At 40.6% G+C, this 21,970-nt stretch carries 28 protein-coding genes and 1 pseudogene; 5 read left to right on the plus strand and 24 right to left on the minus strand.

Annotation, left to right across the window (positions count from 1 at the left end):
* A complete protein-coding gene (locus SOI84_RS08000; RefSeq protein ID WP_320674011.1) occupies positions 1-858 on the plus strand; it encodes a PD-(D/E)XK nuclease family protein in 858 nt (285 codons plus the stop codon).
* A gap of 11 nt (positions 859-869) precedes the next feature.
* Here the strand turns inward: SOI84_RS08000 and SOI84_RS08005 are convergent, their stop codons facing one another.
* From SOI84_RS08005 to SOI84_RS08070, 14 genes are all read right to left on the minus strand, one after another.
* Positions 870-1,241, minus strand: coding sequence for a hypothetical protein (locus SOI84_RS08005; RefSeq protein ID WP_320674012.1), 372 nt, complete (start codon positions 1,239-1,241; stop codon positions 870-872).
* Positions 1,242-1,515: 274 nt separating this feature from the next.
* Positions 1,516-2,196, minus strand: coding sequence for a hypothetical protein (locus tag SOI84_RS08010; protein ID WP_320674013.1), 681 nt, complete (start codon positions 2,194-2,196; stop codon positions 1,516-1,518).
* Positions 2,197-2,219: 23 nt separating this feature from the next.
* A complete protein-coding gene (locus tag SOI84_RS08015) occupies positions 2,220-3,773 on the minus strand; it encodes a hypothetical protein (protein ID WP_320674014.1) in 1,554 nt (517 codons plus the stop codon).
* Positions 3,774-4,060: 287 nt separating this feature from the next.
* Positions 4,061-4,390: a c-type cytochrome gene (locus tag SOI84_RS08020; protein WP_320674015.1), complete on the minus strand. Its 330-nt coding sequence runs from the start codon at positions 4,388-4,390 to the stop codon at positions 4,061-4,063.
* Positions 4,391-4,550: 160 nt separating this feature from the next.
* On the minus strand, positions 4,551-5,261 hold the full coding sequence (locus SOI84_RS08025) for a phosphoesterase (protein WP_320675432.1): 711 nt from the start codon (positions 5,259-5,261) through the stop codon (positions 4,551-4,553).
* Positions 5,261-6,076: a metallophosphoesterase family protein gene (locus tag SOI84_RS08030; RefSeq protein ID WP_320674016.1), complete on the minus strand. Its 816-nt coding sequence runs from the start codon at positions 6,074-6,076 to the stop codon at positions 5,261-5,263. The genes SOI84_RS08025 and SOI84_RS08030 overlap by 1 nt, the downstream gene beginning before the upstream one ends.
* A gap of 5 nt (positions 6,077-6,081) precedes the next feature.
* Positions 6,082-6,867: an ATPase gene (locus SOI84_RS08035; protein ID WP_320674017.1), complete on the minus strand. Its 786-nt coding sequence runs from the start codon at positions 6,865-6,867 to the stop codon at positions 6,082-6,084.
* 285 nt (positions 6,868-7,152) lie between these two features.
* Positions 7,153-7,722: a hypothetical protein gene (locus SOI84_RS08040; RefSeq protein WP_320674018.1), complete on the minus strand. Its 570-nt coding sequence runs from the start codon at positions 7,720-7,722 to the stop codon at positions 7,153-7,155.
* Between the two features lies 1 nt (position 7,723).
* Positions 7,724-7,957 (minus strand): hypothetical protein, encoded by a 234-nt coding sequence (locus tag SOI84_RS08045; protein WP_320674019.1) that lies wholly within the window; start codon positions 7,955-7,957, stop codon positions 7,724-7,726.
* Between the two features lie 370 nt (positions 7,958-8,327).
* Positions 8,328-9,074 carry a HEAT repeat domain-containing protein gene (locus SOI84_RS08050; RefSeq protein ID WP_320674020.1) on the minus strand — a complete coding sequence of 249 codons (747 nt, stop codon included), beginning with the start codon at positions 9,072-9,074 and terminating at the stop codon, positions 8,328-8,330.
* A complete protein-coding gene (locus SOI84_RS08055) occupies positions 9,064-9,954 on the minus strand; it encodes a formate/nitrite transporter family protein (protein WP_320675433.1) in 891 nt (296 codons plus the stop codon). Before SOI84_RS08055 ends, SOI84_RS08050 begins: the two co-directional genes overlap by 11 nt.
* 249 nt (positions 9,955-10,203) lie before the next feature.
* A complete protein-coding gene (locus SOI84_RS08060; RefSeq protein WP_320674021.1) occupies positions 10,204-11,808 on the minus strand; it encodes a ferredoxin--nitrite reductase in 1,605 nt (534 codons plus the stop codon).
* Positions 11,809-12,185: 377 nt separating this feature from the next.
* Positions 12,186-12,380 (minus strand): hypothetical protein, encoded by a 195-nt coding sequence (locus SOI84_RS08065; protein WP_320674022.1) that lies wholly within the window; start codon positions 12,378-12,380, stop codon positions 12,186-12,188.
* Between the two features lie 196 nt (positions 12,381-12,576).
* On the minus strand, positions 12,577-12,984 hold the full coding sequence (locus SOI84_RS08070) for a DUF4278 domain-containing protein (protein ID WP_320674023.1): 408 nt from the start codon (positions 12,982-12,984) through the stop codon (positions 12,577-12,579).
* A gap of 491 nt (positions 12,985-13,475) precedes the next feature.
* Between SOI84_RS08070 and SOI84_RS08075 the strand changes: the two genes are divergently transcribed.
* On the plus strand, positions 13,476-13,772 hold the full coding sequence (locus SOI84_RS08075) for a DUF1330 domain-containing protein (protein ID WP_320674024.1): 297 nt from the start codon (positions 13,476-13,478) through the stop codon (positions 13,770-13,772).
* Between the two features lie 180 nt (positions 13,773-13,952).
* On the opposite strand, the gene SOI84_RS08080 is transcribed toward SOI84_RS08075, so the two are convergent.
* Entirely contained in the window at positions 13,953-14,621 is a 669-nt protein-coding gene (locus SOI84_RS08080) for a PDZ domain-containing protein (protein WP_320674025.1), read from the minus strand.
* Between the two features lie 65 nt (positions 14,622-14,686).
* Here SOI84_RS08080 and SOI84_RS08085 point away from each other — a divergent pair, with 65 nt between their 5' ends.
* A complete protein-coding gene (locus SOI84_RS08085; RefSeq protein WP_320674026.1) occupies positions 14,687-14,977 on the plus strand; it encodes a hypothetical protein in 291 nt (96 codons plus the stop codon).
* 396 nt (positions 14,978-15,373) lie between these two features.
* Here SOI84_RS08085 and SOI84_RS08090 read toward each other — a convergent pair.
* From SOI84_RS08090 to SOI84_RS08100, 3 genes and pseudogenes are all read right to left on the minus strand, one after another.
* Positions 15,374-15,553 (minus strand): annotated as a pseudogene (locus SOI84_RS08090) (DnaB-like helicase C-terminal domain-containing protein); the annotation flags it as partial.
* A gap of 55 nt (positions 15,554-15,608) precedes the next feature.
* Positions 15,609-16,472: an LOG family protein gene (locus tag SOI84_RS08095; RefSeq protein WP_320674027.1), complete on the minus strand. Its 864-nt coding sequence runs from the start codon at positions 16,470-16,472 to the stop codon at positions 15,609-15,611.
* 46 nt (positions 16,473-16,518) lie between these two features.
* The gene (locus SOI84_RS08100) at positions 16,519-16,659 is read right to left on the minus strand and encodes a hypothetical protein (protein WP_320674028.1); all 141 of its coding nucleotides are present in this window, start codon (positions 16,657-16,659) and stop codon (positions 16,519-16,521) included.
* 43 nt (positions 16,660-16,702) lie between these two features.
* Here SOI84_RS08100 and SOI84_RS08105 point away from each other — a divergent pair, with 43 nt between their 5' ends.
* Entirely contained in the window at positions 16,703-16,882 is a 180-nt protein-coding gene (locus SOI84_RS08105) for a hypothetical protein (protein ID WP_320674029.1), read from the plus strand.
* 285 nt (positions 16,883-17,167) lie between these two features.
* Here SOI84_RS08105 and SOI84_RS08110 read toward each other — a convergent pair whose 3' ends face one another.
* Together SOI84_RS08110 and SOI84_RS08115 are read right to left on the minus strand one after the other, a co-directional pair.
* Entirely contained in the window at positions 17,168-17,365 is a 198-nt protein-coding gene (locus SOI84_RS08110; protein ID WP_320674030.1) for a hypothetical protein, read from the minus strand.
* 522 nt (positions 17,366-17,887) lie between these two features.
* The gene (locus tag SOI84_RS08115; RefSeq protein WP_320674031.1) at positions 17,888-18,271 is read right to left on the minus strand and encodes a hypothetical protein; all 384 of its coding nucleotides are present in this window, start codon (positions 18,269-18,271) and stop codon (positions 17,888-17,890) included.
* A 527-nt stretch (positions 18,272-18,798) separates the two neighbouring features.
* Between SOI84_RS08115 and SOI84_RS08120 the strand changes: the two genes are divergently transcribed.
* Positions 18,799-19,440: a 2OG-Fe(II) oxygenase gene (locus tag SOI84_RS08120; protein ID WP_320675434.1), complete on the plus strand. Its 642-nt coding sequence runs from the start codon at positions 18,799-18,801 to the stop codon at positions 19,438-19,440.
* Between the two features lie 113 nt (positions 19,441-19,553).
* Here the strand turns inward: SOI84_RS08120 and SOI84_RS08125 are convergent, their stop codons facing one another.
* The 4 genes from SOI84_RS08125 to SOI84_RS08140 form a co-directional block, all read right to left on the minus strand.
* Positions 19,554-19,895, minus strand: coding sequence for a DUF1330 domain-containing protein (locus SOI84_RS08125; RefSeq protein ID WP_320674032.1), 342 nt, complete (start codon positions 19,893-19,895; stop codon positions 19,554-19,556).
* Between the two features lie 107 nt (positions 19,896-20,002).
* Complete coding sequence (locus SOI84_RS08130; RefSeq protein WP_320674033.1) at positions 20,003-20,224, minus strand: carbonic anhydrase; 222 nt, start codon at positions 20,222-20,224, stop codon at positions 20,003-20,005.
* A 157-nt stretch (positions 20,225-20,381) separates the two neighbouring features.
* The gene (locus tag SOI84_RS08135) at positions 20,382-20,537 is read right to left on the minus strand and encodes a hypothetical protein (RefSeq protein WP_320674034.1); all 156 of its coding nucleotides are present in this window, start codon (positions 20,535-20,537) and stop codon (positions 20,382-20,384) included.
* Between the two features lie 54 nt (positions 20,538-20,591).
* A complete protein-coding gene (locus tag SOI84_RS08140; protein WP_320675436.1) occupies positions 20,592-21,701 on the minus strand; it encodes a fatty acid desaturase in 1,110 nt (369 codons plus the stop codon).
* Positions 21,702-21,970: the final 269 nt, after the last annotated feature.

Raw genomic sequence — 21,970 nt, forward strand, 5'->3', positions numbered from 1 at the left:
ATGATCGAGCTCAAAAGAAACGGCAAAAAAGAACCTGTAAAAGCAACTGGAGTTCGTGCCAGAGAGACTTCTTCTTATACCCCAAATCAAACAGCAGATTTCAAGATCAGTAGAGGTCGTTTCTCAAACTTCCTGACTTGTAAAAGATGCTTCTATCTAGATCGAGTCATGGGTCTTGATCCGCCTGGAACGCCAGGTTGGACTCTCAATGAAACAACTGACCTTCTACTTAAAAAAGAGTTTGATGAGTGCAGAGAATCCCAGACACCACATCGTTTATTTGCTTCTAATGGATTAGGTCATGTAGTTCCTTTTGATCATCCAGAAATGGACAACTGGAGGAACTCTCTCCATCGTGGATTGATGCTTAGACACAAAGACACCAGCATCATTTTGACGGGTGGTGTAGACGATATTTGGCAGGACACAAGAACTAAACAATTGATAGTTGTCGACTACAAATCTCAAGCAAAGAATGGACTAGTAAGCAAACAGGAATATCTAGATGATCCATATCATGAGGGATACAAACTTCAGATGAACTTCTATGCCTACCTACTTAAAGGAATGGGATTTGATGTTCATCCAACGTCTTACTTCTTGGTGTGTAATGCCAAGAGAGATGATGATGGATTTCATAAGACGATGAACTTTGATGAGTATCTCGTTCCCTATAACTGGACGATTGACGGACTCGAAAAGGAAATTGATGAGATGGTTGCTCTGATGAATCAACACGAAATTCCTGAACCTAATGAATGTTGTAAAAACTGTGCTTATGCAGATCAATATGCAAAAGCAGTTCATCTAGCAGGTAACAGTGGCGGTCAGAGTATTCAAAGAACGCTATTTTCTTAAAAGGAGGAATACTAACTTTTAGAGAATCTCTTCTTACTCCAAACCTCATCAACAATTTCCTTAGCTCTTTCGGGGGTTAAGGGGTTATCTGTAGCTGGGTTTTGATTATTTGGAAAAGCTTCTTTAACGATTGCCTGAAACTCTTCTTCTTCAATAGCGGCTTGTTCTGGAGTTAGTTCTCTTGGCTCATAACCCATAAACCATCCATGTGACTGAAACTCTCTTAGCCGTTCTGCTGGCATAGTTTCAGGGTTCGTTGTTCTGTTGAACATTGCTTGATCGAACCTTTCTTTCGGTGTTGGTTCGTGCTGTTTGTTGATTTTATCTAGCAGTCTCTTTGTGATACTTGATCTTTCTTGCCTTGATAAATCTGCTTTATTCATAGCTAGTAGTGATTGTGAATTAATTAACTATTCTTTTACCCATACAGTCTCAACAAGGATGATGCTGAATGTCCATTGAGGGGACATGACTGATCATCAGGGTTGAACCTTTAGATATTAAGTGTTGGGGTTTGTGTGTTTGGGAGATACAGACGGTGCTTTCGTGATGGTTGTTCGCTTCGCTCACCGAACCATCAGTAAAGGGAATTGTTGTAGTTAGGTTTTCTTTCCTCTCCCCCTGTATACGGGAGGCATTGAACCTAATTCCCTTTCTTTAACTATCATCTTCCTCCAATTCTGATAGGCGACCTTCATATTCTTCTTTGGCTTCTTCAATTAACTGATCAAGTTTCTGCTCACGTTCTTTTTGAAGTCGTTCCAATTCTCTGTAGACAGCGTCTATCTCTTCTTGTGTTGCTGGTGTCCTTGGAGATAAGTCATCTCTGTCACGGCATTTTTCTCTGTATTGTTTTTGTTTCTCTAATTCTTCTGGACTGCAGAAGGTGTAATTAATAATGAGACCTTGAATGATACGAGCTTTGGAAAGGCCGATCTCATTACTAAAACAATGAAGCTTGTTCCAAGCTGTACTTGTAATGGCGAGATTAAGTTGCTTTGTCCCTGTAGATCCTTTGTTCTTCTTAGAAATGTCCTCAGCATTCATTAAATGATTAGGCCAGCTGTAGCCGGAAGTACCCATCCCTCTAATGCCTTGAGATTGGCTTGGTAAGCCTTTTAAGATCATCCAAGTCAACATGTCTTGTTGAGTGATTTGACGCTGCTCGGCCTCTTCCTTAAGTCGCAGAGAAGCTTCTTCATTGACCCTTACACAGAGTTGCCTCTTGGTGACTTGAACACCTGTTTTCCCATCTTCTCTTGGCACCTTTGTGAAGTCTCTTTTGCTTTCTTTTTTCTTCTTTCTGTAGTGTCTTTGGTGTTTGGTTAGTTTTTTCATTTATGAGTGAATTGGTTGTGAATTTAATCGGCATATAACTGAACTATTGCTGCATTACTTGTTTTCTTTCCGTACTCGATGTCCGTGATTTCCTTCGTTCTCTTTCGTATGTCTATGCGTTCGTAGGTGTCCATGATTGTCTTGACGCTGTTGCCGCAAATACGAGCAAGTAAAAAGATGTCTGTTCCTTTCATTAAGTGATTTTCAATGAAAGTAGAACGTAGTGAGTAGAGGGTATAAGGACGATCAGAGAATTTATGACCTTTTAGTTTCCCCTCATCCATCAACTTATCCACTGCCCATCTCCAATGCTGTTGGATCTTTCTTTGATTCGGTTGCTTCATCTCGTTATGGATCTGAGCAAAGACAAAGTCATCACCTCTGACTGTGTGCTTCATCTCGTTCTCTAGAAAGTATTTCCATCTCCTAAAGACATAACCAAGGTTGCAAGGAATCTCCCTAACTCTTGAAGTCTTGGCTCGAACAGTGGTGATGAATGAGATGAGTCGTTCTTCTCGTCCCCAAGCATCGTGATTGAGAACCCAATCAGAAGGGTTTACGTCTAAGTCTGGAGGTTCGATATAGATCTCATCTTCTTTCCCTTCTTCTTTGATCTCATCAAGGATCTGCTCATACTCTTCTATCGCCTTTGACTTACTGATCCTTCCGACATCAATAATCTCGACACTCTTCCATTTCATCTTGCAGATCTCCTCGGGGGACATGCCAGTGCTCTTGGCGATTAATAACCAATGCCAGAACATGTTGCGGAAATAGATCGACTTCTCTGAACGTCTTCCGAACTGATCTTTCTCATATGCCAATGGTCTCCACTCTTCTCTGACGTAATCGATAATTGTTCTCCAGTCTTCTGGATTAATTGCTGGGTTGGCGTCCTTATCTGTTTCTCTGACTGTGATTCGTGGTAAGAACTGACCATCAAGCCATAGGTGAGCAGGGATGTATTTATGTTTAACCAAATAGCTCTTTATAAATTCACCTAAGACTGCAAGCTCTCTATGAATCACGATGCGTCTTTGTGTTTGCCGCATCCTGAACTCAGGGTATTGATCAAAGGTTGTATTGGTGATTTGGCTTGTCAGAACAACTTTCCTTTTCTTGAGGAAGTCCATGATGTGTTTTGAACAGTTCAACTTGTGCTCATAACTGTTCTGAGAAAAGGTTCCTGCATCCACTCTTCTTTGCTGTTCCATTAACCATTGACCCATTGCTTTCTCGATTGAGATCTTGGGGTTCTCTTTCTTCTGTTGTTCTCGTGCAAGCTTCTCTTTTTTCTTGAGCAGTTTCTCTTCCCTTTGAACCAAATTCATCGGGTCATAGTTCTCGACTATGCGTTCTGCATCCTTGAGTTCATCTCTTAGTTCGATAGCTGCATCAGCCGCTAAGGATTCAGCCTCATCCAGATTCTTGGCATCAGGAAGAACTTTGAATTTATAAGCTTTCTGTCCTTGTACCTTTTCTCGATAAAAGAACTTCCCCTCGCTGGTTCCAACACCAAACTGTCCAACTATTCCACGCCCATTCAGGACTTTTCTTTTCTCTAAAATCTTTGGCATTACTGGGCGTTTGAGTAAAGAAGAAACGAACTCAAAGTTGGAATGGAGTTGGAATGAAATTATCCGATTCCTTTAAAACCCAGTCCTTCACTCATCTTACGTACTTCATTAGCCAGTAGTTAATTTCAGTCATATCAAGGGATTGCGGGGAATTGCCTGGTGTGAACAAAGTGTGAACAGAAGCTGCTCAGCAAGGCACCAGATTGTTTCCCCCTATTAATAGGGCTTTTGCTCTGCTGAGCCATAACGACTTAACTAAATCAAGCTAATGAACTGTTACTGTCTAATTAACCCCATCCTTTGGAAGACTGGGATTCAACATAAGCTGCAACTTCGCTTATCTCGGATGCTGTCAAAACACCATTGAAAGATGGCATTGCATTTTTACCATTGGTTACTTGAGCAACAATCGCAGCTTCATGGTCTGATTCGTAGTTAGCTAAAAAGCTTTTTAAATCAGCTTGTGAAAGAGTTCTTTCTGGGTTGACTAAATTTCCTCCAGCCGCATGACAGGCAGCACAATTCGCCGAAAAAGTTCCCGCTCCATCTGCTATTGCCATCTGTGGAGCGAAGATCCCTATACAAAGAGCCAAAAAGCTTGAGAGGAGAATTCTCATCCGAGGCGTGTATATCTTTTACTACTTTGAAGCAAAAAAAAGCATTTTCAAAAGAGTCTACTTATACAGATATGTTTTGAAACTCTTCAAAAAATTCTACTAGTGTTTGTTTGGCATGAATTTGGGTAACTCCTTCTCTCTCTCAAAATAATGACGAGGTTTATGCGAAACCCTTCCCTTTGGGATTTGTTTTGCTGCCGGCGGTAAGGAAGTGCGTTTTATCGCTACCAATGTCATAAAGGGTGTAATTCAAGCCAGCTCCAATTCCAATCACGCTTCGTTTGGGAACTTCCTGTTGTTGTTCACGTTTACCGTTCAGATCCTTTACTTGTGAATTGATCCCTCCTCCAGTCAGTTCAAGATGAAATTGTTTAGTACTGCGCGCTGTGAACAGTCTGTTCACATTGAGACGGGTGAGTCGATCAAGGAGGATCAGTGGAGATGTTTCAGCTGTGAGGTTGTCACCCACGTCTGAAGAGCTCCCATGGATGAGTGCACAGTCAAGTTCAATGAAGCCAAATTGCAGTGATGCCAGCCATTTCAGGTGAGAAGGATTAACCGTATTCAGCAGTGCGCTGACTGTGTCTTCACCTTGGCTGAGCCGCAGAGCATCAGCTTTGCGTTCACCACGAAACCCACGCTCTGCAAGTAGTTGCTCTTCCCACCAACCATAGATGCAATCTGGTTTTAAATCGCCGCGATGGGGATTTTTTAGTCGATCTAAGAGTGCGTCACAGTTGCGTTCGGGTCCGACTAGGTCTCCAAGGACAAATAAGGCTGTAACCCCACGAGTCTTCTTTAGATCCCGTTGAATTAGGTCATAGGTCTCGAGATCTCCGCGTAGACCACTTACTAGTGCCCATCTTTCAATCATCGTTCACACACATGACTTGCATCTTCAGCCTGTTCGGCGAATTCAAAACCATGACTCAATCGCCATGCGAAGACTTTCGGTAGCCCCGCCTTGACAATCGCTTGACACGTTCGGCCAACGTCATAGGGCACCTCTTTTATCTCAATTTCATCAGTTGCATCGTTGTGAATTACATAGGTGGCATTGGTACTTCCATGACGTGGCTCGCCCACTGATCCAGCATTGACGATTTTGCGCATCGGCAGGGTTAGTTCTTCGCCCTGATCATTGCCATGCTCGGCACTCTGTAACCGCACACGAATAGATCCATCTCTCAACTCACGTATATAAGGCTGGTGGGTATGCCCGCAAAAGAGAATATCGGCCCCCGCTGTTTCTACTCGCTCGAGAGCCGCAAATGCATCCATGTCTGGCAGAAGATACTCATGCTGACTGTTGGGACTGCCATGCACGAAGAGGAGTCGATCACGACGTAATGATGTTGGGAGGCTGGCTAAAAAACTTTTGTTTTCGTCCGTTAACTGATCATCTGTCCATTGGTGGGCCAGGTGCCCGCGTCTTTCTGCTAGCTGAGAAGGGTAGCTGCACTCGCAGGCATTAAGACCATCGATGATATCTTCATCCCAGCAGCCCTGGCAGGTCGCGATGCCACGCTTCCGTATCAGCTCAACCACTTCGTTGGGTTGGGGACCATAGCCAACTAGATCACCAAGACAGGTAATGGTGTCAATCCCCTGCTTATCAATGTCATTCAAGACAGCTTCTACTGCAGGGAGATTGGCGTGTAGGCAGGAGACAATTGCGTGATGCATGGCGATTAGGTTGAGGGAATAGCTTCTTTTTGTCGATCCCTAAGAGGCATTTGATGCATCTCAAGTACGGCATCGTTTAGTAGGCAGAGGTCGATCGTTGATTGAATGCGCAGGCAATCAAGATGTTTTCCTTGGACAACAAGCTCAGACAAGCTGCGAGGTCTCCCATTTGGATCTGAAATTTCTTGAAGTGGAAGGAACTGTGAGCTTTCTTGGCTCACGATCCAGTTGAAGAAAATAGAGCGCCCATCTGGCAAGTTCATCAAGCCCTTAGCTCGATAGACGTCGCCATATGCTCCGTTCACTAGCTCGAACCAAAAGGTATTCAGGCTGGGTGGATCCCAGACGCTGGTATTAAGACTGAGGCTGAAGGATTCAAGTTTTTTGAATTCCAATGTGTCTTTGTTTGGCAATTCAGGATCCCGACCAAAGTGGAGATGCCTGTCAGGATGAAGTTGCAAGGTTTCAAGCTGATTTTTGACGCGAGGATCCATATCCGTTAGGCCTGCATGCTGAGGAGCCTGGAACTGGGGAAGCTCAATCAATGTGAGCAGGTCGCCTTGTTGCGATCTGGAGGCATGATGGGAATCCGATAGATCTATGAGTTGAGGGAATTGATCCTTGAGAAATGCCTTATCGATTCCTGAGTCAGACACCTGCTCTAGTCCCTTAGAGGGATAGCCATCTAGTCGCAAATATCCGCATTTACCTTGATGGCCTTGCATTGTTTTGAGTATCCAGCTGGTTTTGCCGCAGCCTGGCGAACCCGAGATCAGCCATGTTTGGCTCATTCTTTGGACAATGACAATCGCTCTATAAAAATATCAGAAGGCGAGAACGATAACCATTTTCATTACGTAACCCTGATTTTTTCTTCTTTCATCTCTGCCATTTCTCTAGTTTGAATAAAGTTTGAATAGAAATTCTTGATTCGCTGAGATCGGTTGCTATCACCTAAAGGGAACTTTTCATTAGCCAGTAGTTAATTTCAGTCATATCAAGGGGTTTGGGCGAAAATGGGCGGTTTGAATAAAGTTTGAATAAACCCTCGATCTCAGGGTTTCAGCTCAGTACCATTATCTGTAAGACCTACAAAGAGGATTGTTTCTATGGACACGTGAATCGCACATTTCATCTATTTCTCTGGTTTTCTTTGACCAGTCAGTAATAGGTGGATTGTCATAGGGGTTCAGCCCTTTATCTCTACCTTGCGTATCTTGTGGCCCTTGGCTATTTGGGAATCGGAAGTTGGGATAGGGCAAAGAATCTTGTTTTTTCCAGCGAAATAAAGCTTTTACGAAGTTTCTTTGAGCTTTGTCTTTAGAGAAAAGAAATAGGGCCTGCTTTATTCGGCCATTCTTTGCTCTATATGTGATGTAGTTGTAGTGTTCTCGGCCATCTTGGTCATTTCTATACTTTATGTACTGAGAAGCTTGAATCCCTCCTTGGCCTTCGACCCACATCCCAGATCCTTGAAATCGAACACGACATTTATTTCGTATTTTTCGACACCAAGCATCGTGATAACTCTTAGGCCCATCTTTAAAAAGTTCTTCTGAGAAATCAGCATCTCCAAAGTCCGCAAAGGCTGGGCTAAATAGAGAGGCAAAAAATGGAAGAAGAATCAAAGCATGCTTTGGTTTCATATTATTGAACTCCTCCATCAATGCACCAGAAGAATGTGTTGTACTCTTTTGTGTTTCTGCTAGTGGCTAATGCTCCTTCTTCCTGGCATACGTCCATAGAAGCCATTGGCATGGATACAGAGGACTGTGACCCTGTGCCTCTAGAGAAAGAGAGAACTAAATGAACAGCTGGATCGGCTGCTTGAACAGGGATGGAAAATGTCAATAAAAGTGGGGCAAGAAGTAAGCAGCGCATGATTGGTTGTTTTTCCTTTGTCTAGTTGTTCTAGGTCAATATTCCACTTATTTGAAGTAAAAAGGAGTTTGAGTAAAGTTTGAGTAAATGTCCACGATTCGCCGAGAGCACTTGCTATCACTCAAATGCACTTGTTCATTAGCCAGTAGTTGATTTCCTGTTGTGCCATGGGATCTCAGCGATATTGCGATGTGTGGATGACTTAACATTCTCACCCTCTTATTTCTATTCTATTTCAATCAAGTTTTGATTACTAATACAAACAGATCGCAACTGACAGAAAAACTCCTCTATTCCCAATAAGAAGGGTCTGTTGAGAAAACTAGTAACGGCAAAAGATCTGAGTTATTCCAATTTTTTCTATCTTGACCTATTTGTATTGAAGTTGAAGTTGAAGTTGCTTTTGGGCCATCTCTTTTAGGGGGCCTTGGGGGAGCTCATTGAGAAGATTTGACAGGGTTGCAAGGCTATGGGGAGTAGCTATACAACTGAGGGCAAGAAGAGCTGCTCGAGCTGTTGCTTCTGATCCGTTCTTAGCAATTTCTGCAATTTGTGAGTTGACGGCTGCACTATTGCGCCGTTGTAAAACCCTAATGGTTGATAACACAATTGGATCGCGAAAATCTTTTAATGGTTTCTGAACAAGATCAAGAAGAAGATCATCACTGAGTTGATGAACTTTGAATTTGAGTAATTCCAATCCTGCTAAAAGAAGGGGTTGGGATTTTTCGCTTAAGACATTCCTAAGGAGCATGATTGAAAGTTCACCTCCCCAGCAGGCAAGTGCTTGCAGAACTGGCAGCCTGAGTTGTTTCTCTTCTTTGAGCAGCTTTAGCAACCAAGTTTTTGCCTCAGTCTGATGACAAAGTCCTGCTGCATGAATTAACTCTGGTTGAGCTCCTGCTTTTTTGATTATCAACTCTAAAACTGGCCAACCTTTATTGCTTAGTAATCCGAGTTGCTCAGTTATTGCAAAGCGAAGGTCTGCCTGAAGATTGAGTGAATAAACCTCACCCAACCAACAAGGCTCGAGGGGAACCCTGCGGGATTGGTTGAGTCTTTCCCAGATTGAGTCTTCATTGATGGCCATAGATAGTCCTTTGGCCTTAGCGTGCACCAAGTTCTGCTGCTAGTTCTCGTTCCAGCTTTTCATCATGAACTGTTGGCAGGACATTGGGCATCTTGGTGCGATGTGTGCTGTAGAAGAGCATGCCTATAAAAACCATTCCTCCAATAATGTTGCCAACAGTAACTGGCAGGAAATTCCAAAAAATAACCTTAATGAAGGGCACTCCAGAGCCAAGAAGAGGACCTGCTGTATGCAAAAACATGTTTACAACAATGTGCTCCATGCCCATTGTTTGGAATGCAGTAATTGGTAGCCAACAAGCAAGAAGTTTTCCTGGAACACTTTTACTTACAAGAGCCATTGTGACTCCAAGACATACGAGCCAGTTAGCAATAACACCTCGTATAAATGCTAGGAAAAGTCCAGTACTCCCTAGAGACTCATACTTGGTAAGAACATTTGATTGATTTATAGATATCAGTTTTGATGCAACAACAGCCCATCCTTTACCTCCTTCAGCTGCAGATAAAGGGTCAATAGTGCCTGCGCTTGTCAAACTAATTGAAAGTAAAACTGCTACAAGAAATGTGCCTAAGAAATTACCTATCCAGACCCAACCCCAATTTCTAAATGTGGCTTTCCAGGAGGATTTACCCGCCCATGTTGCCATAGGTAATAGAGCAAAATTTCCAGTAACTAGCTCCATACCAAAAAGCACTATGCTTGCAAATCCAAACGGGAAAATAACTGAGCCAAGGAAAGGCATCCCAGATTGAATACCTACAGTTATTGCTAGACATGTAGCCAAGCCAAGTATTGCCCCAGAGTAAAAACCTCTTACCAGTAAGTTTTTTGTACTTACAGTAGATTTTTTTCCACCCGCTGCGATCATTCCATCGACTAATTCATTAGGAAGGACATAATCCATTTGTGAGGTGTTTGCATCCATGTTTGGGAAAATGATTGTGTTGAAGATGTTTTTAAATTGATTGATTTACCTACTAATGCGATTCATTAGCCTTGAAAAAGGATCTTTACTTCCACCTTGACGATTAATGAGTGGACGGTCACTCCCAAATTCACTTAGCCAATTGACAATGCGACTAAAGAAATCAGTTGAATTTGATTTAAATTGCATGGAGAAGTTAATAAATGATTTTGGTTTGGTAAAAGCAGCTTATGGAGAATTACTGCTTTTACCTAATTGCCGAATCCAACCAATAATCTGCTTTAAAGTAATAAATTTCTCAGAGGAATTCTTGGTCTTTGGAATTGCCGAGTAATTTTCAATCAATAATCTTTTTAATAGATTCTTCAATTCAGCAGTAGGTACTGATTTATGTTTTAACTCTCCTATTTTTTGATTTGGGCCTTGTTCTCCTCCAATTGATATGTCATAAGCCTCAATCATTTCCCCGTCAGCATTTCTAGCTTTTGTCCCGGTTAGGCCTATTGCGCCCATATAAGCTTGACCGCAACTATTGGGACATCCTGTCCAGTGAATCTTTAGTTCTTCAGGTAAATCAATTTCTGAGTCAAGCTCTTTAGATATCTTTAGAGCCTGATCTTTAGTATTTGTCAAAGCAAAACTGCAGTAGGTATTACCTGTACATGAGACAGTCCCTGCTGCTATTGTTTTTGGGTTGAGAGGAAATTTCTTTAATAAAGGATCAGCTTTAAAATTATCAATTTGCTTGTCTGGGATATTAATTATAACCACATTTTGATCTTCAGTAAGACGAACTTCACTGCTCCCATAGGTTGCACTTATGCTGGCTAAATCTTGAAGTTCTTCTGCTGAAAGCCGACCTACTGGAATATGTATGCCTGCATAGTTAAGTCCTAACTGCTTTTGAGGATGAATCCCAAAGAAAGAACGTGGTTTTTGTGAAAATATAGAACCAGGGTCTGGAATAAGTCTTCCAAATTTTTCTTGAACATGATTCCTAAAATTTTCTACTCCCACTTCATTTAAATAGAACCTAAATCGTCCTTTAGGTCGTTTATAACGTTCTCCACCATCACGCCAACTAGATATAACTACACCTGTGAAATTACAGATTTCATGTGGTTTAACCCATACATTAAGAGGAATAGCGTAGTCATTTAATTGAGAAGAAAGAATCCCTCCAACCCAAACACTAAAACCAAGTTCCCCTTCTTTTATAACTGGGTGGAAAATAATGTCATTATGCAAAAGAAAGTTGTCATGAGAACCTGCTACTGCAGTGTTCCATTTTCTCGGCAAATTAGAGAATTCAGGATTTCCTTCTCCATTCTTAGTTAAGTAATTTTCCAACTCCAATGTATATGGCCGGGTATCTATAATTTCTTTTGGATCGATTCCTGCTAATGGATTACCTGTGACATTTCTTGGGTTATCAAACCCTGATTGGATAGTTTCTATATCAGCATCTTTTAGACGTCTAAGAATTTCAGGTAGGTCACTAATAAGAATTCCACGGAGTTGAAGGTTTTGCCTTGTAGTGATATCGCAACTTCCATCTTCTGCATAACGAGCAACAATAGATGCAATTAAATTTAATTGATGTGCATTTAGTATTCCATTAGTTACTCGTAAACGGAGCATAAATTTTCCTGGTGTTTTAGGCCGCCAGAACATTCCATACCATTTCAAGCGAAGTTCTAAGTCAGTTTTGTCAATTTTCTCCCAACCAATCTTGGCAAATTCTTCTATTTGACTACCTAGTAGAAGCCCATCTTTCATTGCCTTATTCTTTTCTATTTTATTTAATTTCTTCCCTTCTAGATACGGTTGCATGGTTTAGATGTGTAATGCTATTGATTGGTATGTGAAAAAAAGAGAATAATCAACTGAGGAATACCTCAGCCTTGTAAATTTTTTGAGGCCAGACTTCTATTCATTCAAAAGGAATAAAATTCATCTCCTATTAATGCATTTAGCGGCTCACTCTTTATGTATCAGATTAAACCAAAATGGAAATTTCTTGAATTTAAAGTTTAGTATATTTAGATACAGCACTATTACATCCAAGATGAATTTGGATTGATTGACGTATTTAAAATATTGCTAATCTGCTATTCCTATAGTAGATCAGAAGATTATGCTATGTATATTTAGATACAAGAAATAGTCATTTGGCTCTTTTATCTCTCTTTAGAAGCCAAATCGGAAAACTAATATTGACGACCTACTTCGCCAAACCAACGGATTGAACCTTCTAATAGCATTCCCCAAACTTTCTTCATTGCAGCAATGTCTCTATCTAGTCCATTATTCAAATTACTGAGGTGGCTTAAATCATTTATTTGCTTAGAAGATCTTGTTATTAATCTTCTTTTTGATTTTGGACTATAGAGGCGGTTGACCATTTAAAGCCCTTTTCTTGAAAATAAATTTATGACCATTACAGCAGAGATCCATACTATTCATATGTTGCAATTGCTACAAAAAATAATATTCAATCCAAATATGCCTTTCTTGAATAAGGTTAGCTCTTAATTTAAACGTTAGATTTGATTATTAGCTTGTGTTTGCAATTGTTTGCCTTGGAGGGATCTATTGTAATTATTCTTTCGAGAAATAATCTAAATCAGCTTCTAACATGCTTTGGTTATCTTCATTTGAGCAGCATCTATACATAAGATTAATAATACGTTGTGGATCAATTTTAAGAGCTGCAACCTCATTCCATAGTTTGCGACTCAGTTCATCGTTGGCCAGATTAAACTGTGCATTAATAATATCCCTTGCTAACGAGAAGACTTTTTTATTAGCTTCAGAGCTGTAAGGCTTATTAGTAGACCCTTTAGACAAGTATTTGATACCACGGTAGATTAAATTATTTTGAACTTTAGATGTTAATTGTCTTCTTTGATTGTAAATGCTCCGCCTGTACTTTAATTGGACAGACTTTTTAGACACAATTTCTTTGTGTTGGGTATATTTGCTGCCACGATAAAGAAGTTTTTCCATTGCTTAGAGATTGAAGATGGTCAAAGCACATTTTTTGGCCTTGATTAAGAGGCTCTTTGAGGAATGCGTCTGAATGCGCTTTACTCAGATGCCCTCTTTATAGATAGCTACTAAGGACTAAAGATGTAGTTCATAACGGCACAAAAAATGGCTTTTTGTCTTTTCTTCCTCCATTTTCACCATTTCTCTAGTTTGGATAAAGTTTGGATAGAAATTTCTGATTCGCTGAGATCGATTGCTATCACTCAAAAGGAACTTTTTATTAGCTAGTAGTTGATTTCCTGTTGTGCCATGGGATCTCAGCGATATTGCAATGTGTGGATGGCTTAACATTCTCACCCTCTTATGTCTATTCTATTTCAATCAAGCTTCTATTACTAATAAGGCAAAGATTATATTATCCCTTGCCGAGTTACTTTTGTATTTATTTTCTGACGTACATTTCCAAATTGCAAGGAGCATGTAATGCTGTTTCGAATTGATTTTTTCTGATGGCCAAGGGTTTCTGGATTGTCACGACAACCGTTACTAATCCAGCATTTGCTGAATATGTTGAAGCATTTCAACCTTGGGTTGAATCAGTAGGAGGAGCAGTTTTTGCTAAAGATTTGGAGTCAAAAACTGTAGAAGGACAAGGTGGAAAATTAGCAGTGATTATCGAGTTCCCATCCAAAAAAGCTGCTATTGAGGCTTATAACAGTGCTGAATATCAAGAATTGAGCAAGTTGCGTTGGGCTAATTCTAGTGATACCAATATCACAATTATGGATGGTGGTGTAACTCATTAAGAAACATCTCATTCACTCCAAGGCTTAGATGATGATTAGATAACGAGGTTTGTAATTTAATCAAATTAGGACGTTTGCCATGAGCTTTTGCTCCAATAATTAAAAGATTCTGGCAACTTCTCTCTTGTTTGAGATCCTCTTCAGCGAAACAAAGTTGCTATTAAGGCGGATTTCTTTGAATTAGGTTTGTAAACCAAGTCTATCTTCGTTTTCTTCTGTTGGCTTGCAATCTGTCTTAGGAAAAAATGGTGAGAAATCATCTGGAAATCCTTTATATATCCATTGTCTAAATTGTGGTTGTAATGAGACTGGTTGATTAGAAATCAAGATCTTTTCTCTTTTAAGACGCCGTTTGATCTTATTTCTTTTGCCTGAGTCATTCATTCTCTCAAAGACGATTCTGATATTGCTCCCTTCTTCTCCCTTTATTAATTCGATGGCTTCCTTGAGACCCATCCCTTTTGTTGACCTACCATCGATAGAGAGAATCACATCACCTGATTTGATTCCGGATTTGGCTGCTGGTGATCCTTTTATAGAAGAATGAACAATTAGGTTTGCAGTCTCTTGGTCTAAAAAGATTCGTATTCCAATTCCAATAAACCCATTTTTCTTCAGCCCTGGATTCCTTCGCATGGCTTTGACACAACCCATATAATCCCTTGCCTCAAGGCAGCGTTGATGGATTTTTTCTGGCACTTCAGCTAATGATGCTGTAGGGAAAATCAGCCCAAAACTTAAAGCTATAGTTACAGCCCTAATCTTCTTCATTTGACCAACTTGGCACTTGACTGCTCTTAGCTTATTTGTTTTAGCATTGAAGTCCTTTATATTCGGAGATCCGTCCATATCAGAGCCATCTTCTATTGGAGTATTGATAGTAGTTTTACATAGGTAGCTTGGGGATTCTTGATATGAGAGTCTGGGTTCTCAAAAGGGGAATTAACCCCGACGGGGATAGTAGTTATACTTATTTTGAGGATTTTCGCCTAGAAAGAACAAGGCATCTTTCAAATGGAGTAAATTTTCTGAGTCAAGAAAGTTGGCCTGAACGCATAAGAAATTGGCTGATCAGAGCTGGGATTTTTAGCGTGATTATTTTTGTCCTTTCAGTTATTTTCATGGGCTTTATTACAGCACTTTATTTGCTGCCAATTTGGGGCTCAATTCTTTTTGCTTATTGGTTAGTGCAGAATAAAAAATAATAATTTCTATTATTAATAACAAACAGATCACAACTGACAGAAAACATATCTATTCCCAATAAGAAGAGTCTGTTGAGAAATCCAGTAACGGCAACAGATCTGAGTTATTCCAATTTTTTCTATCCACACAATATTCAAAACCTATCCACACATCGCTCATTGATGGAGTGATGCCAAGGCGGTACGTGTTTCTGCATAGAGTATTCAAGCTTTCCTTTTCTCTCCGACGTTGAGGATCGATTCCAAGACTTTAGAAACTAGGTCGATGAATCAATCCATTCATCCTCATGGTGACTTTCTCGAGGGGTATATGGGGGCTTATATGCCCTGCCTATCTCGTTATATCAGCTCAGATATTTGTGCAATATTTTTTAAATTCGCCTAAGTCTTCCATGGTTAAGCCGCCAAATTTCTAAATCGTGTGTACTGAGGTTCAAACAGGAGTTTCACGGTCTCAAGGGGACCATTGCGATGCTTGCAAGTGATCAGTTCTGTTATGCCTCGTTCATCTGATTCAGGGTTGTAGTACTCATCGCGATAAATCATCACCACCATGTCCGCATGACTTTCGAGTGCTTTCGTCCCGACTGGGCTTTCCCTCATTACGAAAGGTCATTCCTGGCAAATCCATTTAGATCGAAGCTTCCTGCCTGATTATTTCCCAGGCTTCTACTGCAGTATCTGCATATCGAAAGAGTTTTAAGTGGTTATCTGCAATAAGTCCAGAATCTGCAAGTAGTTGAAAATTAATCGTTTTAGACCAATATTCTTTCCCAAAAAGAATGATAGGGATATCGTTTTTCATGCCAGTTTGGCGAAGTGTTAAGAGCTCAAATAGTTCATCAAGTGTTCCAAAACCACCAGGAAAAAAAACAGCTGCAATCGAACGCATTACAAAGTGAATTTTGCGTAATGCAAAATAATTAAATTTAAAACAAAGTCCAGGCGTGATAAATGGATTTGGATGTTGCTCTTTAGGAATACTGATATTTAAGCCAATTGATTTACAGTCTGCGTCAAAAGCACCTCTATTAGCAGCTTCCATAATGCCAGGGCCACCACCAGTCACGATTACATGAGAACGACATTCTTTGATTTGATTTTCTCTAGAAATAATTCTAGAAAACTCTCTTGCAGAATCATAGTAATGAGCCATTGAGTATAATTTTTCTAACCTGTCTTTTTTTCGTTTTAGTTGACTTGAGTCTGGATTTTCTTTTAAAATTTTGCTTGCTTCCTCAAGCTTTCTTTTTGTAGAAAGTTTGTCTGAAATGTTCGCTCCTCCGAATACAATTATAGTTGATATAATCTTTTCTTTTTCGAGTATTTGTTCTGGCTTGCTAATTTCAAGTAACATGCGGACTCCGCGCATTTCATCACTATTCAATAATTCTAAATCTTCATGTGCTAAGTCATAAGAATTAGAACTGAGTATTAATTGAAGATTCTTCTCAACAAGTTGAATATCATCACTGCGCTCTTGAGATTCCACCATTTTCTCCTAATAGAATTTCCTCTTGGAAGGATAGTAGATTGAATCATTAGTCGTCGATATTGCAAGCTAGATGACACTCTGTGAGTTCTGGGTTTGCAAGCCGATCAAGAATTCTTGCCATGTCTACTGCTGAGAGTTCTCCATCGCTAGACCATTTCTGTACGTTCGTCCCTTTGCTGGGATGCATGTTTTGGCAGCAGGGAACGGGGCTGTCACTTCGGAGGAACGTAATGAACACTCTCCCATTAATTCGCTCGCACATCAAACGAGCAGATCGCATTCACAAGGCTCAGTTAATTGCCACTTCCCATGGAAGTAAATTTCACGACCAGTCAGCTTTAAATGCCAATTCTGCTGCAAGAAAGGAGAAGGCCAAGCGTCTACATAACGCTCAATTAATGGCGTCTTAAAAGTTCGAATGGATTTTGGTTAATGCCTCAGACCCCTTGGTAACAATAGCTTTTAACTGTTCATTAGCCAGTGAAGAGCAAAAGAGGTGTTTTTACTCTTGGGTCTTGGTTATTGGTTGGCTAGAAATCAACTAGGAGTCTAAGTTCGTTGGTGTAAAAAATAAGAACTGGACTCAAAGGGGGACATCGAATACGTCCCCCTTCTTCATGGAATCTCCTAACAGTTCAAGGATTCTTTTTGCCGCTGTTTTCTTTTCAGTCATTAGTCTTTGCTTCTATCTCGATTTAGTAAGTCTTGGCTTGTTTCCAGATAAAACCTATTAGTAGTCCCATCAAGATCAATGGGAGAAGAGCTTTCAGTATCCCAACGACAACTAATACTCCTAACCCAACAGCTCCGTAAATAGCCCATTTAGGCACAAAGCTGACTGCATTTTTGCCTGCTGAACTAGAAGGAGGGATGACTTCAGGATCAATAGACATTAGATAATTCCTGCTGGCAAATAAAAACTAAAGCATCTCAGCAATTTTGCTAGAGAATTTTCTACTAATTCATACTCAAAACGTACTGCTTTCTGACGGGATCGACTGTCCTAACTAGGGTGTCTGGATCACAGAGCACTGGATGGTGCTTAGACCTAGGCAATAAAAAAGGCCCTTGCGAAATGCGCCGGGCCTGGGTGATGGGGGACTTATTTTCTAAGCGAGATCCAGCTCAAAATCAACCCCCACTAGTAGTGTATTTGCTTATCAGTTGTATAAGTCACACTATAAATAGCGTGTATCTACCGATGACAAATCGCTTGACAGTGACTAATGTCAACCCAATGGCCGGGTGATGGGGATCAAACGGTCTTAATACAAGAAGCCTCTTTTCTGCATGGGGGCTTTTTAACTCTTTATTGATAAAAGAATGTTTCTCTAAAAACTGGACAAGAAAAAGGAGCCATTAAGGCCCCTTGAATACGTCCTTAGTGATCCCCATCACTCAGTGAGTCGAAAGGATTAAGCCTTGATAGCGCATTTTTCAGTTTCTTCAGCAGCGAGTTCAGTTTTTTTTTCTGCTGGCGCTAGAGCTTTTAGCTCTTCTTGAAGCTCATGCTCTCGTTCATCAATGATTTTGATGCGTGACTGATAAGTTTCTTCTAGTCTCTTGCGAGAAGCCTCAAGATTGTCGAGCTCCTCTTGCCGCTGCTTACGCTTGATCTCTTCTAGTTGACTATCAGAGACAACATAAACAGTCCTGGTAGGTGAGAAGAAAGAGTCGGCAAAGAAAGTATCGAATAAAGATGTGTACATGATGTTCTGTGCGGGAACACTCTTACTTTGTCCTAACTTTTCAGATAAAGTAATGATGTAAACCGAAGAAATTGATTCGGTAAATATCACCTGTTTCGGTTAATAACACTTTAGTTAGTGAGAACCGTAAAGCCTAAATACTTGAGTAAAAACCCTATATCTAATTCTTATAGATGTGTTAGAAAGGAAGTAACCGAATAGGAGGATTATGAAACTAAGAACTCCTTTTACTGTTGTTGCGAACCCACTTAGAGATATTGACCGCATTCACGATTTCTCTTATCAGTTACCTAATGAAAGGCAGGGCGACTTTTGGGACCAGGAATGCAAACTTCATCCCACAAAATCCACCTGTAAGCTCTACGAAGTGTAGACAGAATTCTTTGCCGATATCTTTGAGATTTGCACACAGAAGCTCAGTATGAGCGTTCATGCTTCAACGATGGATAACTAAACCCATTTACGAATCTCTTTGTGCCATGGGATCTCAGCGAAAATGGGTGGTTGGAATAAAGGTTGAAACCCCCTTTTTCTATTTTCTAGCTCATTGAGCTACAGAGGTATATCTTTGGAAAGGTACCTGGTTTGATATCAACCACTATAGAAAAGGAGTGTCTTTGGACCTGATTGCTTCTTATCGCAACCCCGGTTTCGAATCTCTTGCCGATGGGGTTATGTCATTCTTTGATCGCCGTCATGATCTTCAACGTAATGGAGTTGCATTCGGTAATCACTCATCTTCAGCTGAGTCGAAACCAGCCAAAGTTTCTACAGATATAAGCCTGGTTGCAATTGATCGTTCAGATCCAGAGGCATTTGCTCTTTCAGATGTAATTGTTCGAGGTGTTACTGCTGCTCTCAACAAATATCTTCAAGACCGTCCTTTATTGAGAGAGTGTGTTCCAGACCAGTCTTTATTTGTAATCCCAATTTTCAACATCCAACGTTATGCCCCTGGGGAAGGTTTCAAGCGTTGGCACTGTGATTGGACTATCAGCGATGAGTTAACAGAGCCTGTTCATAGAGTTCTTGCTTGGATCCTTTATTGCAATGACATTGATGCAGCTGCCACTGAGTTTTATTGGCAAGAACATAATGAATCTGCAGAAAGAGGGAAACTCTTGATTTTTCCGGCAGGTCCATCTCATATTCACCGTGGGCAAGTGAATGCTAAAGGGACTAAAACAATTGCTACAGGGTGGATTAATGCAGGCACGAGAGATGCTTATCTTTCTCGTTTAGCAACTGCTAAAGATTGACAGTCATATATTCATAGAGCTTTTGATGCACCTGAACAATCGTTAGATACCCAATGGGGGACTTCTGCAATCTCTTAATACTTCAGGACAGGCAGAAGCAGAATTTCTAATTCTTAAAGTCCCATGGCTCTTTTTAGTTTTGTAGCCTCGTCCATACCTTCCATGATTGTGAAAGTCGCGTTGCTTGTAGCAGCTTTACGAAGCTTCGATAATTCTTGATATTTAGCGGATTCATAAGCTCCCACTGCTGCTCGCATAGAAGGGAATTCACAAATTACTGCCAAGTTTGCTCCTTCTGTTCTTTCTTTCCCTTGAGGCTCTGTGTCTTTCGCAAATACTTCCCCACCAACTTCTTTTAACCATGGCCCCACTTTTTCTAAATATTCAGCAAATAACTCTGGATTAGTTACCGTTGCCGTGGAAATCCAGTAACCCTTTGCTCCTTTCTTGTCCATAAAAGTTCTTTATCAATGAGCTTTGAAGTTCTAGTCTATTAGCTTTATCTATGAGCCTTGAGTTTCTTGATTTCTACCTCTCGACAAGACACTCAATGAAGCTGATTTCAGCATTGAGGAATATCTGACTCCTCTTCATTTCTTTTGATGGATGGATTCTGATAGCAACATCGTTCGATGATCGGGAGGATTCCTTCTTCTAGTTCTTGAACTAGCTCATTTCTAAATGCGTTGATGTTCTCAAGAGTTGGGTGCTCATAACCTGCTTCTTGCACATCAATAAATAGAGCCTTAATGGTTCTATGAAATAAAGGATGGCGCAAAGACATTTAAGTGTTCATCAGTGTGTAGCTGAATTCAGCTATATCAAGGGATTTGGGCGAAAAATGGGTGGCTTGAATAGAGTTTGGATAAACTTTCGATCTCGAGGGTTTCGTTGTTTTCATTATCTCGCCTTTTCGGTTTTAAGGGTTAAGCGGCGCAGGATTAATTAGGCGAGAACAGCCAGTGCAAAACCAATGTGGCAATAACTCCCGCTCCAAAACCAAAGACCCAGCTCAAGTTGAGCATTTGATAGTTGCTAAGCCCGAAACGCTTCTGGATGGCCTGGGCAGCCTTCTTGTCTAATGCGATTAAATCCATTTATTTCCTTTTGGAACGTAAAAAATATTTCCAATTTCCATGGGGAAATCAATCCTAATTTATGTAAGAGTTTTGCCATATATATCGACCATCATTTTTCTCTGCCTCAACAGCAATGCAATTACAAGCGATATTCCAGAGAGCCTTATGTATTGGGACTGGGTTGAAAAGATAGGCCTTAGGGAAAGCTTTTTTTATTGCAATAGTTGCCTCTCTAGCGTGGTAATGAGGAATTGTTGGAAAAATGTGGTGAATTACGTGACTTGAGCCAATTTGATGATGTAGGAAATTCAAAACTTTTCCATAAGGCCGATCAATTGAGAGGAAGGCACCTCTCATAAAAGAGAAGTCTGAGTTGGAGAGGTGGGGAACATCTGTATCCGTATGGTGAAGCCAGGTGTATATAACTAGCCAGCAATTGACTACTAATAACGGACCTAAATACATTGCTATTAAAGGAGTTATCCCATACTTAAGCCCCGATATAAAAAGTCCTACTAATACCAAAGCTATCCCAAGATCTGAGATCCAAACCTTCTTTACCCAATTAGAAGGCCACAGTTTTGTAGAGAAGGGTTCCCTTGGCCAAAAGTGGTTCGAAGTCCCGTATTTAGGTCCCCCTGTGCTGCCAGTCAACAAATATGCAGGCCAACCAAAGCCAAGGTGCAATAGGAGTTGCATTAGCCCGTATATAGTTTTTCCTAGAGCAGTTGAGAGAGCTAATTCGTTCTCTCCTCCGACTTTTTCGCTGATTCCATTGCCATCGACCACTATTGGCACGTGAGTTTCGCCATCAGTTATGTGATTAGTAAAACGATGGTGAATGGAATGTGTCCGTTGCCAAGAAAAGTATGGAACGAGCAAGAACGAGTGCAGCAGATAACCAATCACTGTTTGCAAAGTCCGGTTATCAGAGAAGGCTCCATGCCCACATTCGTGAGCGATAACCCAGAAGCCCATTGCGGTAGTCCCTGAAATAAAGGCATAGAGAATCCAAACTGGAATCATTGCTTGCGTGAAAGGAATGGCTAGTCCTATCGCGACAATTACTGCCTGGATTGCGACTGTTTGCAAAAGGTAGGCCAAGGAAGTTGATGTCTTACGTGCGAAACAGTGCTTAGGAACAACTTCCGTAATGGCTTTCATGCTTGGGATATCACTCATCTTTATTCCAAGAGCCTTTCCCTTGAGACCAGAAAACTGAATAGTCCTAAAATTTTTCTGGTTTGGGATAGATGGTTGTGTGTTATCCAAGCTGATCAATTGTTTTGTTAATCAAAAGGGTCTTCTCTCAAGGAGGTCAAAAACCCTTCACTTAAAAACAAAAATATTTGTAGATGGAGTTTTGCCTACTATTTGTTTTGAGAGCAGGATTTAGAAACCTGAAAATAGCTTGCTAGAATTTTTCTAGATTAGATTTAAAGAGATCGCTG

Source organism: Prochlorococcus sp. MIT 1341 (assembly GCF_034092415.1).
Lineage (GTDB): Bacteria > Cyanobacteriota > Cyanobacteriia > PCC-6307 > Cyanobiaceae > AG-363-P08.